12 protein-coding genes are annotated in these 13055 nt (G+C 46.3%); 7 read left to right on the plus strand and 5 right to left on the minus strand.

The window, feature by feature from the left end:
* Positions 1-297 (plus strand): transposase (locus tag H595_RS21845; protein WP_037054066.1); only part of this gene is annotated, 297 nt, incomplete at its 5' end.
* 305 nt (positions 298-602) lie between these two features.
* Here H595_RS21845 and H595_RS0107620 read toward each other — a convergent pair.
* From H595_RS0107620 to lolB, 5 genes are all read right to left on the minus strand, one after another.
* On the minus strand, positions 603-1700 hold the full coding sequence (locus H595_RS0107620; protein ID WP_169338546.1) for a Fic family protein: 1098 nt from the start codon (positions 1698-1700) through the stop codon (positions 603-605).
* A 56-nt stretch (positions 1701-1756) separates the two neighbouring features.
* A complete protein-coding gene (locus tag H595_RS0107625) occupies positions 1757-3874 on the minus strand; it encodes a hypothetical protein (protein ID WP_027670679.1) in 2118 nt (705 codons plus the stop codon).
* 294 nt (positions 3875-4168) lie between these two features.
* On the minus strand, positions 4169-5104 hold the full coding sequence (locus H595_RS0107635; RefSeq protein WP_240474855.1) for a ribose-phosphate pyrophosphokinase: 936 nt from the start codon (positions 5102-5104) through the stop codon (positions 4169-4171).
* Positions 5105-5183: 79 nt separating this feature from the next.
* Positions 5184-6029, minus strand: a complete 846-nt coding sequence (gene ispE, locus H595_RS0107640) for a 4-(cytidine 5'-diphospho)-2-C-methyl-D-erythritol kinase (RefSeq protein WP_027670682.1) — start codon at positions 6027-6029, stop codon at positions 5184-5186.
* Entirely contained in the window at positions 6026-6682 is a 657-nt protein-coding gene (lolB, locus tag H595_RS0107645) for a lipoprotein insertase outer membrane protein LolB (protein WP_027670683.1), read from the minus strand. The genes ispE and lolB overlap by 4 nt, the downstream gene beginning before the upstream one ends.
* A 19-nt stretch (positions 6683-6701) precedes the next feature.
* Here lolB and hemA point away from each other — a divergent pair, with 19 nt between their 5' ends.
* The 6 genes from hemA to kdsA all read left to right on the plus strand — a co-directional run bounded on the left by hemA (position 6702) and on the right by kdsA (position 12944).
* Complete coding sequence (gene hemA / locus H595_RS0107650) at positions 6702-7961, plus strand: glutamyl-tRNA reductase (RefSeq protein WP_037054069.1); 1260 nt, start codon at positions 6702-6704, stop codon at positions 7959-7961.
* 18 nt (positions 7962-7979) lie between these two features.
* Positions 7980-9071, plus strand: a complete 1092-nt coding sequence (prfA, locus tag H595_RS0107655) for a peptide chain release factor 1 (RefSeq protein WP_027670685.1) — start codon at positions 7980-7982, stop codon at positions 9069-9071.
* Positions 9072-9074: 3 nt separating this feature from the next.
* Positions 9075-9917, plus strand: a complete 843-nt coding sequence (prmC, locus tag H595_RS0107660) for a peptide chain release factor N(5)-glutamine methyltransferase (protein ID WP_027670686.1) — start codon at positions 9075-9077, stop codon at positions 9915-9917.
* A gap of 95 nt (positions 9918-10012) precedes the next feature.
* On the plus strand, positions 10013-11572 hold the full coding sequence (locus H595_RS0107665; RefSeq protein WP_027670687.1) for a response regulator: 1560 nt from the start codon (positions 10013-10015) through the stop codon (positions 11570-11572).
* Between the two features lie 52 nt (positions 11573-11624).
* Complete coding sequence (locus H595_RS0107670; protein ID WP_027670688.1) at positions 11625-12005, plus strand: SirB2 family protein; 381 nt, start codon at positions 11625-11627, stop codon at positions 12003-12005.
* 90 nt (positions 12006-12095) lie between these two features.
* Positions 12096-12944 (plus strand): 3-deoxy-8-phosphooctulonate synthase, encoded by an 849-nt coding sequence (kdsA, locus tag H595_RS0107675; protein WP_027670689.1) that lies wholly within the window; start codon positions 12096-12098, stop codon positions 12942-12944.
* Positions 12945-13055: the final 111 nt, after the last annotated feature.

Raw genomic sequence — 13055 nt, forward strand, 5'->3', positions numbered from 1 at the left:
AAACACCCTGGGATCAGCCAGTCTTGGCGAAACAACTGGAGCCGGCTGAGTGTATTCTTCGACTATCCACCTGAAATCCGGAAGGTTATTTACACGACCAACGCGATTGAATCTCTGAATGCCAGCTTGCGGAAAGTGACTAAAACCAGACGTTCATTCCCGAACGACGAAGCCGTGTTAAAACTGCTATATCTGGCTTTACATCAAATTGCGAAGAAGTGGACAATGCCACTTAGGGACTGGAAACCGGCGATGAATCAGTTCATTATCATGTATGGTGACCGTGTATCGCTATGAGAAACAGCCACTTACACAGAAAATTTTACATACTCGCGGAAAAGGAGTTTAATCGTATTCAGCCCTAGTCATTGGAAAAAACAAATACGCCTCTAGGCATAATGCTAGTCAGTTAAGGTTTACATTGTCATCGTTTTGCCCACACTAACACGCCGTAAACCCTTCCCTGGGGTCTCGTTTCAGCCCGTCCGGGGCTTCAACGGTTAGTTTAGGGCAAACCGATTCTGTTTAACTGATCAACATTACGTCCAAAGGCGCTTTTTATTATCAACCTTGTTAATCATAATAAAAAATAACTCATCTTATTACATATCGTTGCTAAATAAATGCTCGTCCGTGGCCAGGTAGGCGTCGAATACTAATTTGCACTCATAAATTACCGTATGCATCGGCTGGCGCAGCTGGTAGCGTTGCAATAGACCAAATTCGACCAACGTATCGAGGGCGAGTTGGATATCAGCAACGGCATGTTGGGTTTGCGCTAGGGTATATTGAACGGTAAGAAGGGGGTGGTTAATAAGTAATGATAAAATAGATGTCATAGCGGGCGTCACTGGTCGCAGTGCTAATGATACTCTAAGCGTTCTTTGTAAATGCTGTACCGTGTTTAGAAGCCATATGCTGGCTTCATTACTCCAATTGATGGCGTCATGCCAAAATGAGGTTACCTGTGACCAGTCGCCTTGCAGCATTGCTGTTGGGGTGCTGTGATAGCCGATATGATTATGGCCAAGCCGATACAAAAAAGGGCTAATGTAACTTGCCGGGTGCCCTGACTGCATGGCTAATAAGCTGTCGGTAAAGGCACGCTGCAAGCGGCCATTGCCATCGACAAAAGGGTGTAACACTATTAGCTGGTTGCTTGCCGCAATAATATGCGCACGCTCAAGCGGCTTTTGTGTGTTGATGAACTGTAGCAAGTCATCTACCAGTGGCGGTAAATATTCTGCAGGTGGTGGCACAAAATGGGCTTTATCTGGTGACGTACCGCCTAACCAATTTTGTACTGTTCTAATATGACCATTTTGCTTGTCGCTGTTGGTGAGTTGTGCTTGCAGCTGACACAGCAGTGCGAGGCTTGCCTTGTTGTTACTAAACTGGTTAATAGCGTTTACATAGCGTTGTATTTGCTTGTGCACTAAGTTTGCCAGGTAATCTTCCGGTGCGAGGTTTAGTGCACACAGTGCGAGTCTGCGCCGGGATACAGTGCGGCCTTCTTTTAAGCAGATACCGCCAGCTAAATAGCGTGCGCTGAAACGTTGTATATTAATGTGCTGATCCAGTGCACAGGTGTTAAGTGTGGGCAGTGAGGCAAAATTATTGATGTCGATAGTGTGCATCTGCTCAGGCAGTATGCATTTGTATTTGGCTTTATTTGTTGGCCATATGCGTTCAAGGAACATAATCATCCTTTTCAAAAGGGGGCAGCTAAACTGCCCCTTATTTAATATTGATCCAACTACAACGAGTAACCGATATTTTCAATTAACTTAAAGCCGAACATTTGGTTGTTCGCTTCGTATCGACCACCAGAGCCCCAGCCACCTTTGCCGTAAACTTCAGCTGATGAACCTAAGCAATATTTACCAGAGGCATTGCTTATGCTGTTACGTACATAATTAACCTGCCAGGCACGGTCAACCGTAACGACTAGTCCAGGAATTGATGTCGGCACATAGCTGCTGCTAATCACTTTATTACGCGAATAATCCGGTACCGTGTTGCTAGTGGCAAAACACTGTTGAATTGAAGCACTCTTTTTACAAGGGCCAATAGCGCAGCCGCCGCGAGCTAAATCTAGCCGAGCTTCCGCTAGAGCAAATTGTTTAAATGAAAGTAGCTCCGGGCGCTCCATACATTGCCCTTGGTTAATGCTATCAATACAGGCGGACGCAGTGGGCAGCTTACAGTTGCTCCATTCACCCTGGTTAGCACAGTAGTTGATACCACGATCAATCATATCTTTAGTGGCGCTGCACAGGTTTTCTTGGCTTACGTTGCCTTGGAAAAAGGTCATTCCCATTGCTTCGGCTATTCTTCCTACAACGTCAAAACCGACTTTGTCGCTGTTTAACATCCAGCAGCGTTGCTCAACCTGACTGTCTAGCCGGCCCCAGGCTGTTAAAATGTCCCGATAAACTGGATAGTTGGTAAACACACTAAAATGGCTACCGCTCATTGAAGAGGGAATAGGGTAGTCACGCTCGGTTGAGGCAATAGCCACTAAATCATCATTGGCGCTGTCGGCAAAGTTATTTAATACGGTCATCAGCTCAGTAATACTGTTTAAACGCAATAAGTTTGACGGCGCCGACCCTCCTGTCTGTGTACCAATAATTTCGAAGGTGTAGCCCCGGAATTCTTGCTCAAGCGTAGATTTTTCACTTGATGAAAAATTACCGTCAGCACTGTATTGATCCAGTGAGGCTTTAAGTTCCAGGGTTTTGTTTTTAATTTCGCTATAACTGCTTGAAACACTTTCTACGCGAATGGTAAACAACATTTTTCTGCCGGTAGTGACGGTATCTATAAACTTATCGCCACAGGCTTTACGAAACTCAAGCTTTTGCCCTGCAGTAAGTAAGTTAGTGTAGTTAGATGCCATACCTAGTTCATAAGCTTGTTTTGCCTGAAACTTTTTGCGCTGATCAACAAAGGAAGCCACGATGACAGAGCTTTCTGTTACTTTTGAGGTTTCGCTATACAGTGACGAGCTACCCGACCCTCCAATAGAGAAACCACCGAATGACAGTGAGCCGCCGCCTGAGCGTTTTAAATCTAAACTGGTTGCTAACGATTCATAGCTGTCGACCTGACGAAAACTGTACTTTTGTTCGTTAACATTTTGAACTGAGCTTAACTTGTCTGCACCTGAAGCACTCCAGCAAGTGTTGCCAAATACTTCACCTTTTATGGCGTCAAAGCCGTTACCCAGCACCGACAACGCGGTGTCAGTTTCTGTTAAGGTATGCACGTTTGCAGCGGTTGATGATTTGCTTAAACTGATAGCGGCGTTAAGGCCAAAAGATTCCAGTGGCATTGTGTTTGCACCACCGTTGTTATAACTGGTGTTTATAGCAAAATAGCTACTCTCGCTTAGCGCGCTGCAGCCAGCACTGTTACACGCTTTTACCTGGTATTTTGCGGTGGTATTACTCCCCGCATTATAATTTATGGTGCGGCTGGTACCGTAATATATTCTGCTGTTGCCGCCGTTTTTCAGCTGTTGGTAAACTTCATAGCGAAAATTACTGCCAATACCCGGTGATGCGGCAGCCCAATTCAGCTTTATTGTGGGCGAACCTGCTACTCTGGAAACGGTAATGCGTTTGGGTGTTGCCGGAGGCGTATCTGCCGGTGGCGCTATCGTTGTATCACAACCGGTATCGTAGGGATCGCAAAATGCGGCCGAGCTCCAACCCCATCCGGCTTCACTCGTTGATGCCACGTCATTAAATTGTGCGCTATCTTCGTAAAAGGGTGAGGTTGAATCAACAGGAACACTACTGTCTGCGTAGGTTGATAACGGCAATCCGATACAGCCCAGCATCAGTAAAATCTTATTTTGTTTCATCATGTACTTCTCCATACTGAAAGTAATACAGCGTTTTAGTTAACGTTATTCAGCCTGCGCCTGATGCAGTGAGTTAATAAAACTATTAACCTGAATATTGCTTTTAGACTGCACCGGTAAGGGGTTACAGCTTGGGTTAACATAACGTGTAAAATATTTCTGTTGGGTGACTAAAAAGATATAAAAATAAGATATTTGATGATAAATATATGTTTGCGAGCACCGCTGCAATTGCTTTTAGGTTTTGCGGCAAATAAAAAGGCGCCAATTGGGCGCCTTAATCAAAATGGGGTTGGCTTAGTCAAACATTGACGAGATAGACTCTTCGTTACTGATGCGGCGAATACACTCGGCCAACATTTCACTTAATGTGAGCTGACGAACTTTCGCGACGGCCTTCATTTCGGCTGACAATGGAATGGTATCTGTAACAATCAACTCGTCGATAACAGAGTTTTCAATGTTTTGCGCTGCGTTGCCAGAGAACACCGGATGTGTGGCATACGCAAATACCCGTTTAGCACCTTGCTCTTTTAATGCTTCAGCGGCTTTACATAAGGTACCGCCGGTGTCGATCATGTCGTCGACGATGATACAGTCACGGTCGCGTACATCACCGATGATATGCATTACCTGGGCTACGTTGGCTTTAGGCCGGCGTTTATCAATAATGGCTAAGTCGGCATCGTTTAACAGCTTAGCAATAGCGCGGGCGCGCACAACACCGCCAATATCTGGTGATACGACAACCGGTGAAGTAAAGCCTTTTTTACGCATATCGTCCAGCAGCACTGGGCTGGCGAATACGTTGTCTACCGGCACATCAAAGAAGCCTTGAATTTGTTCAGCGTGTAAATCTACCGTGAGTACGCGGTCAACGCCAACGCTGGATAAAAAGTCGGCAACAACTTTAGCGGTAATAGGTACCCGGGCTGAACGGACACGGCGGTCTTGACGTGCGTAACCAAAGTACGGCATTACCGCAGTAATACGACCGGCAGACGCACGACGCAGAGCGTCAACCATAACGATCAGTTCCATCAGGTTGTCGTTAGTGGGGGCACAAGTGGATTGAATAATGAAAACATCTGAACCACGCACATTTTCATTGATTTGGACACTAACTTCCCCATCACTGAAACGGCCGACTTCGGCATCTCCAAGTTGAATGTACAGGCGGCTGGCGATTTTACTTGCGAGTTCTGGTATGGCGTTACCAGCGAAAACCTTCATGTCAGGCACGGTAGGATCCTCAGGGCAGTGGTGAGTCCGGTTTATCAATAAACAGCGGTAAAAGCACCGCTGCAGTTACTTATTCGGTATCTGCCAACGCAGCCCATACAGGCGACTGGTTGACCCCTCTGGCGATAAAACCGCGCCAGGTGGCGGGTAAATTCGCAAGGGCATGCTGAGCACTGGTCTGGTCCGGGAAAGCCGCGAACACACTGGCGCCAGTACCCGTCATTTGACACGGCGCGTATTCTACCAACCACTGTAAGGTTATTGCAACAATAGGGTAGTGCTGTTCGACCAGCGGCTGACAGTCATTACGCCATGGCGTGGTTAATACTTGCTCAACGCTAATTAAAGGTGTATTTCTAATCAAATCATTATGTTGGAATATTTCAGCTGTGCTGATATGGCAATCTGGTGTCACAATCAGGTAAATTTTCTCGGGTAAATTAACCGGTAGTAATTTTTCACCAACGCCTTCTGCAAAGGCGCTGTAACCTCGTACAAACAGGGGCACATCGGCACCAAGGGTAAGACCTAATTCTGCCAGCGTGTCAATGGAAAGCCCTAATTGCCACAGGGCATTTAAGCCCAGCAGTGTAGTGGCTGCATCTGATGAGCCACCGCCAAGACCGCCGCCCATAGGCAGACGTTTATCAAGATAAATATCGCAGCCACTATGGCAGCTGCTATGGCGCTGTAATAAGCGGGCAGCGCGTAAGACTAAATTATCTTCATTAACTAAGTCGTTATTATTGCATTGCAAGTTAATATTGCTGTCGTTGCGCAGGGTAAAATGTAATTCATCGCCAACATCAAGCAATTGAAACAACGTTTGCAAATTATGGTAACCGTCTGGCCGACGACCTGTAATATGTAAAAATAAATTGAGTTTTGCCACGGCGGGCAGTGTTAGTGTGGTCATTGCCAGCTCCGGATCACAACTTTAATTTGGGTATCGCTACTGGTCAGCCGCAGGCGTTTAGGTAGCGCCAATGCATCAGCAAAAAAGCTCTGATATTCCAGTTGCCACAGAACACCACTGCTGTCGATGAGGTTAAACCGGGTAACACGGCCAAAGTTATCGTAAACAACGTCGGTGCTATTGTTACCGGGTAAGCCCCTTAACCACAAAGGCATATCGGCTAGCGGCATAGACCAGCCTGTTAGTTGCAATAGCAATGTATCGGCGTCAGCGGCTTGGTAGGTTTCACCTTTTATCGTCAACTCGCTGCTATAGGGTTTCTGCTGTAACGCAAATAAACTGATACCCAAAAAATTACTCAGCCGCGCCTGATACTGCTTCGTATCTTGCTGTTGCCAGGTTAAATTGCCAGTTACATTGTCTTGTTGAGTTTTAATACCTATGGTGGCTTGCAGCGTATAGTTTTGCATCGCGATAAGTTGTTGCTCACGCACAGAACCTGCCAAGGGCGGTTCTATTACCGTAGGTCGTTGAAATAAACTACAACCGGTTAACAAATACAGTGAAATGCAGATAATAAATAGCTGCTTTATCGAATAGCCCACACTAAAGTCCTTCGCTGTGCTTTTCTTAGTTAGGGCTTTTTCGTACAATCCGCCCCTGACGATTCTAATGATACAGGTGATAGCCATTTTCGCTCTCGGCATTAACCATAAAACGGCACCCGTTGCCCTGCGCGAACAAGTTGCGTTTGCGCCTGAGCAAGTGTCGCAAGCCTTGCGCGAATTGACCACTGCCACCAGTATTTCAGATGCAGTGATTTTATCTACCTGTAACCGAACTGAATTGTATTTTAACGGCAGTGCGAGCCAAGCGGAACAGGTAATTGTCTGGTTGGCACAATTTCATGCCGTTGACGGCAGTGAGTTGCAACAACATTTATACTTGCATCAGGATAATGCGGCTGCCGAACACCTTATGCAAGTCGCTTCTGGTTTAGATTCACTCGTGCTGGGTGAGCCGCAAATTCTTGGTCAGGTAAAACAAGCGTATAATCAGGCGCGCAATGCCGGTACGGTGAATCCGCAGTTTGAGCGTTTGTTTCAAAAGACTTTTGCCGTGGCGAAGCAGGTACGCACGGATACCGAAATTGGTGCCAATGCGGTGTCTGTTGCTTTTGCTGCGGTAAGCTTAGCCAAGCAAATTTTTGGTAATTTAAGCAAGGTACGGGTGTTATTGATTGGTGCAGGCGAAACCATTGAACTGGTTGCTAAGCATTTACAAGAGCAAGGCGCTGGCGCTTTGGTTGTGGCAAATCGCACCTATGAGCGCGCTGTATTGCTGGCGGAGCAATTTGATGCGGCAGCCATTACGTTGGCGCAGGTGCCCGCCAAACTGGCTGAAGCCGATATTGTTATCAGCTCGACAGCGAGTACGTTACCTATTGTTGGTAAAGGTATGGTTGAGCAAGCATTAAAACGGCGTAAACATAAACCGATGTTTTTAGTCGATTTAGCCGTGCCGCGTGATATTGAACAGCAGGTGGCAGAACTGGAAGATGCCTATCTTTATACCGTAGATGATTTGCAAACCATCGTGGAGCAAAATTTAAGTAACCGTCAGCAAGCGGCTGATCAGGCCAGGTTAATGATCCGTGCAGGTGTTGCAGAGTTTGCACAGTGGTTGACATTGCAAGGTAGTGTGGACTGGGTGAGGGATTATCGCCAGCGCTGTGAAGACATCCGGGCAGAGTTATTAGCGAAGGCGGTTAACCAATTATCTGCAGGTCAGGACGCAGAAAAAGTCCTGGCTGAAATGTCGACTAAACTAAGTAATCGACTGATGCACAGTCCAACCAAAGCCATCCGCCAGTTAGGGCAGGATGATGAATTGAATAAACAAACCATGATCAACACCTTGTTAGATCTGTAATTGAGCATATAAAACACCATGAAAGAATCGGTATATCGAAAGCTGGAAGGTTTGTCTGAGCGCTATGAAGAGGTGCAGGCATTATTAAGTGACGCAGGTGTAATTAGTGATCAAAGCCGGTTTCGTGAACTGTCAAAAGAGTACAGCCAACTGGAAGATATCAGTAAAGCCTTTGCTGACTATCAACAAGCGCAGCAAGATTTAAGCTCGGCTGAAGAGATGCAAAAAGACAGCGACCCGGACATGCGAGAAATGGCGCAGGAAGAATATAAAACGGCCAAAGAGCGCATTGAGCAGTTAGATCAAGATCTGCAAATTTTGCTGTTGCCAAAAGATCCCAACGACAACAACAGCTGTTTTATTGAAATACGAGCGGGTGCAGGCGGTGACGAAGCGGCTATTTTTGCTGGCGATGTATTTCGGATGTACAGCCGTTTTGCTGAAAAGCGGCGCTGGAAACTGGAAGTTATCAGCGCTAGTGATGGCGAGCATGGTGGTTTTAAAGAAATTATCGCCAGTGTGCAAGGTGAGGGCGCTTATGGCACGCTGAAATTTGAATCTGGTGGCCATCGTGTGCAACGCGTACCAGCAACAGAATCACAGGGCCGGGTGCATACGTCAGCTTGTACTGTAGCCATAATGCCGGAAATTCCGGAAAGTGAAGCCATCGAAATTAACCCGGCCGATTTAAAAGTGGATACGTTTCGCGCATCTGGCGCCGGTGGTCAGCACGTAAACCGGACTGACTCTGCCATTCGTATTACCCACTTACCTACCGGCATTGTGGTGGAATGTCAGGATGAGCGTTCACAACATAAAAACCGTGCCCGTGCCATGAGCGTGTTGCAATCACGCATTCAGGCCGCAGAAGACGAAAAGCGCCGCTTAGTGGAAGAATCAACCCGACGCTCGTTAGTGGGCAGTGGTGACCGCTCAGAGCGCATTCGCACTTACAATTTCCCGCAAGGGCGTTTAACGGATCATCGTATCAACCTTACCATTTACCGGTTAAATGAAGTTATCGAAGGCGATTTGGATCAAGTACTAGAGCCGCTGAAGCATGAACATCAGGCTGACTTGTTAGCGGCACTGGCGGACGAGAATCGTTAAGTGATGGCGCTGGTGCAAACACTCGGTGAGTGGTTAAAGCAAAGCCAGCAAGAGCTTGCTGCTGTTTGTTCGACGCCCGGTATTGACGCTCGGCTATGTCTGAGCCATGTGTTACAGGTTAGCAATAGCTACCTGTACAGCTACCCCGAACGTATATTAACCCTTGCAGAGCTAACACAACTTAACGATTTACTGACTAAACGGCTGCAAGGGCATCCACTGGCTTATCTATTTGGCTACTGGCACTTTTTCGGTTTAACCCTAAAAGTGTCGCCATCAACTCTCATTCCGCGGCCAGATACGGAAATTTTGGTTGAGTACGTGCTGGGGTTGGCGCTGCCCAATAAAGCTAAGGTGCTAGATCTGGGCACGGGGACTGGTGCAATTGCATTGGCTCTGGCGCAGCAGCGTCAGCAGTGGCAAGTAACGGCTGTAGACTATATTAGTGACGCGGTGGCGCTGGCTGAGACTAATCGAGTGGCGTTAGCCATTACAAACTGTCGCATGTTACAAAGTAACTGGTTTGACGCACTGCAGGGCGAGCAGTTTGATCTGATTGTTAGTAATCCGCCTTATATCGATCCGCAAGACCCTCATTTAATTGCCCTGAAACATGAACCCCTCACTGCACTAACAGCGGCTAACAACGGCATGGCCGATATTGTCCAGATTGTCACCCAGGCGCAATCACATCTTAATGCTGGCGGTTGGTTATGGCTGGAGCATGGCTATAACCAAGCCGAAGCAGTTCAACACTTGCTGCAGCAGGCCGGTTTTACCTCGGTTGAGTCGAAACGTGATTACGGCAACAACTGGCGTATTAGTGGTGGTCAAAAGCGCGGTTAATCGCTGTTTTTAACGAATTTTCTTTGACCGCTGTAGCATTCCGTCATATAACTTAATCACTATCTTTATGCCGAATGAGTGCTAAGGAACCGCGGATGAGTGATGACTTTTTATTTGCTGAAGAAACTGATCAACTCGAGCCAATAATCAATGGCAGCTGGAAAATATTAATTGTTGATGATGAGCCTGAAGTACACGCCGTTACCAAGCTCGCATTAAGCGACTTTACGTTTCAAGGTAAAAATCTGACTTTTCTTAGTGCTTATTCGGGCGCAGAAGCTAAGAAACTGATTGCTGAGCACCCCGACGCGGCAATTATTTTGCTGGACGTGGTGATGGAAACGGACTACGCGGGTTTGCTGGTAGCCAGTTATGTACGGGAGGAGCTGCATAACGAGCATGTCAGAATTATCCTACGTACCGGTCAGCCGGGCCAGGCGCCAGAGCGGCAAGTCATTATCAATTATGATATTAATGACTACAAATCGAAGACAGAATTGACAGCACAAAAACTGTTTACCGTGATTATGTCCAGTTTGCGCTCATACCGCGATATTTTGTCTTTAGAGCAAAGCCGGCAAGGGCTGGAAAAAATCATTAATGCGTCGGCTGATTTATTCACCTCGCACTCGATGGAGCAATTTATTGATGGTGTGCTGCAACAGCTCACGTCAATACTGGGTTGTAACGAAGATGCATTGTTAGTCAGTTCCTCTTTAGTTGCCGGAAATATTAGCGGAGATGTATCAGATCCGCATCGACTGGTGGTGTTTGCCGGTCAGGGCGAGTTTGAGCGTAAAGAAGGGAAACCGGTGCAAGACGTATTGGCACCAGAGCTAATGGACGCCTTTGAAGTAGCGTTAAATTCTCGTGGCATTGTTTATCGGGACAATTATTTGGTGGCATATTGCACCAGCAAATTTACTCACGGTTCTTTATTGTATATATCCGGCCTGCCCGGCGTTATGACAGAAAATCAGAAAAAGTTAATCGAGTTGTTTTCGCAAAATGTGCAAATTGCATACGAAAATGTGCAACTGCAGCATGAGGTAGAAGATACCCAACGCGAAATTGTTTACCGCTTAAGTGAAGCCGTTGAACATCGTTCTATTGAAACCGGTAACCATGTAAAACGGGTTGCCTTTATTTGTTATGACCTGGCTAAAGCCTATGGATTAACTGAAGAGGAAGCCGAGCGGTTAATGTTTGCCGCGCCATTGCACGATGTAGGCAAAGTCGGTATTCCTGATGGCATCTTAAACAAGCCGTCTAAATTGCAGGATCACGAATGGGAAGTAATGAAAACCCACTCCAGCATTGGCTACAACATTTTAAAAGACTCTAAACGCAGCATTATTCAAGCTGGCGCTATTATTGCGTTAGACCATCATGAAAAATGGGATGGTTCAGGTTATCCCAGTGGCAAGAAAGGCGAGGATATTCATATCTATGGCCGTATTGCGGCCTTGGCTGATGTGTATGATGCCCTAAGACATCGACGTTGTTATAAATCTGCGTGGGAACTAGAGCAGGTAAAAATGTGGATTGAGTCAGAATCAGGAAAGCAGTTTGACCCTAAATTGGTAGAAATCTTTAATAACCGGGTCGACAAACTAGAGGCAATACTGCAAAAATACCCCGATAGCGACGAATAGCCTAACAGCCAGCATCCGCTGGCTGTTTTTTTACTAAAAGAGGATGAGCTTGATGTATATGGCGTTTAAACATATTCACCTGTTAATGGTTGTGCTGAGTGTGAGTTTTTTACTGGTTCGTTTTGCCATGAGTTTAAAACCTGCTGCAATATTACAAAGTAAATTTTTTAAAATTGCCCCACATGTTATCGACACCTTTTTACTTCTGAGCGCTGTTATGTTGATGCTGACATTACAACAATACCCGTTTGTGCAGCCTTGGCTAACAGAAAAACTTATTGCGGTTATTGCTTATATTGTATTGGGTGTCATGGCGTTTAAAGGCCGTACCGCCTATATACGCTGGCTGTGTTTTCTCGGTGCGTTGGGTTGGTTAGGATTGGTACTACGCGTGGCCATGACAAAGCAACCCGTATTTTTAACTGCTTTTTAAGCTGACGTTTCTCAGTGTAAGTTTTGGCAGTGTAAATTTCGGCAGTGTAAATTTTGCCTTTGAAAACGGGCAACTCAATTGAGATTAATTATGACAGGGCAAATTATTCAAGTAGGAGCTACCAAAGTAGCCAACCATTTACCGTTCGTGTTGTTTGGTGGCATGAACGTATTGGAATCGCGTGATTTAGCCATGCGTATTGCGGAGCACTATGTTGAGGTAACCACTAAGCTTGGCATACCTTATGTGTTTAAAGCGTCATTTGACAAGGCTAACCGCTCGTCGGTGCACTCTTATCGTGGCCCTGGCATGGAAGAAGGTTTAAGAATTTTTGAAGAAATAAAACATACCTTCAAGGTGCCGTTAATTACTGATGTGCACGAAACACATCAGGCGGCACCGGTTGCCGAAGTCGTGGATGTTATTCAATTACCCGCATTTTTAGCCCGGCAAACCGATTTAGTGGTTGCTATGGCTAAAACCGGTGCGGTTATTAATGTGAAAAAACCGCAGTTTTTGGCACCGCACGAAATGCGTCATATCATCACCAAGTTTAAAGAAGCCGGTAACGAGCAGGTTATATTGTGCGAACGTGGTAGCTGCTTTGGCTATAACAATCTTGTGGTTGATATGCTGGGGATGGACGAAATGAAGCAGTACGGTCCGGTTATTTTCGACGCGACCCACGCGTTGCAAAAACCAGGTGGGCGTGAAAGCTCGGCAGATGGACGCCGCGCTCAGGCTGCACAACTGGCGCGTTCTGGCATGGCATTGGGGCTGGCCGGTTTGTTTATCGAAGCTCACCCAGAGCCAAATCTGGCAAAGTGTGATGGCCCTTGCGCGCTACCATTAGCTAAGCTGGAAGATTATTTGTTGCAGATGAAAGCTGTGGACGATTTGGTTAAAAGCTTTGCGCCTTTGGATACGGCTGCCAATTAATAATCTTATGCCAAATGTTGCTCTAGGGGCAGCGTTTGGTAAACCTTCATAAAACTGCCATTTTTCTGTTGTGATGCTCAGGTAAGCTATCGCTTAAGCGTTATTGACGGA

Origin of the sequence: Rheinheimera baltica DSM 14885 (assembly GCF_000425345.1) — a bacterium.
Lineage (GTDB): Bacteria > Pseudomonadota > Gammaproteobacteria > Enterobacterales > Alteromonadaceae > Alishewanella > Alishewanella baltica.

Bases quoted from the DNA above. Each gene is read 5' to 3' on its own strand.
- H595_RS0107620 (WP_169338546.1), bottom strand. From the start codon at position 1,700: ATGTTCCTTGAACGCATATGGCCAACAAATAAAGCCAAATACAAATGC.
- H595_RS0107625 (WP_027670679.1), bottom strand. From the start codon at position 3,874: ATGATGAAACAAAATAAGATTTTACTGATGCTGGGCTGTATCGGATTG.
- H595_RS0107635 (WP_240474855.1), bottom strand. From the start codon at position 5,104: ATGAAGGTTTTCGCTGGTAACGCCATACCAGAACTCGCAAGTAAAATC.
- ispE (WP_027670682.1), bottom strand. From the start codon at position 6,029: ATGACCACACTAACACTGCCCGCCGTGGCAAAACTCAATTTATTTTTA.
- hemA (WP_037054069.1), top strand. From the start codon at position 6,702: ATGATACAGGTGATAGCCATTTTCGCTCTCGGCATTAACCATAAAACG.
- prfA (WP_027670685.1), top strand. From the start codon at position 7,980: ATGAAAGAATCGGTATATCGAAAGCTGGAAGGTTTGTCTGAGCGCTAT.
- prmC (WP_027670686.1), top strand. From the start codon at position 9,075: ATGGCGCTGGTGCAAACACTCGGTGAGTGGTTAAAGCAAAGCCAGCAA.
- H595_RS0107665 (WP_027670687.1), top strand. From the start codon at position 10,013: ATGAGTGATGACTTTTTATTTGCTGAAGAAACTGATCAACTCGAGCCA.
- H595_RS0107670 (WP_027670688.1), top strand. From the start codon at position 11,625: ATGTATATGGCGTTTAAACATATTCACCTGTTAATGGTTGTGCTGAGT.
- kdsA (WP_027670689.1), top strand. From the start codon at position 12,096: ATGACAGGGCAAATTATTCAAGTAGGAGCTACCAAAGTAGCCAACCAT.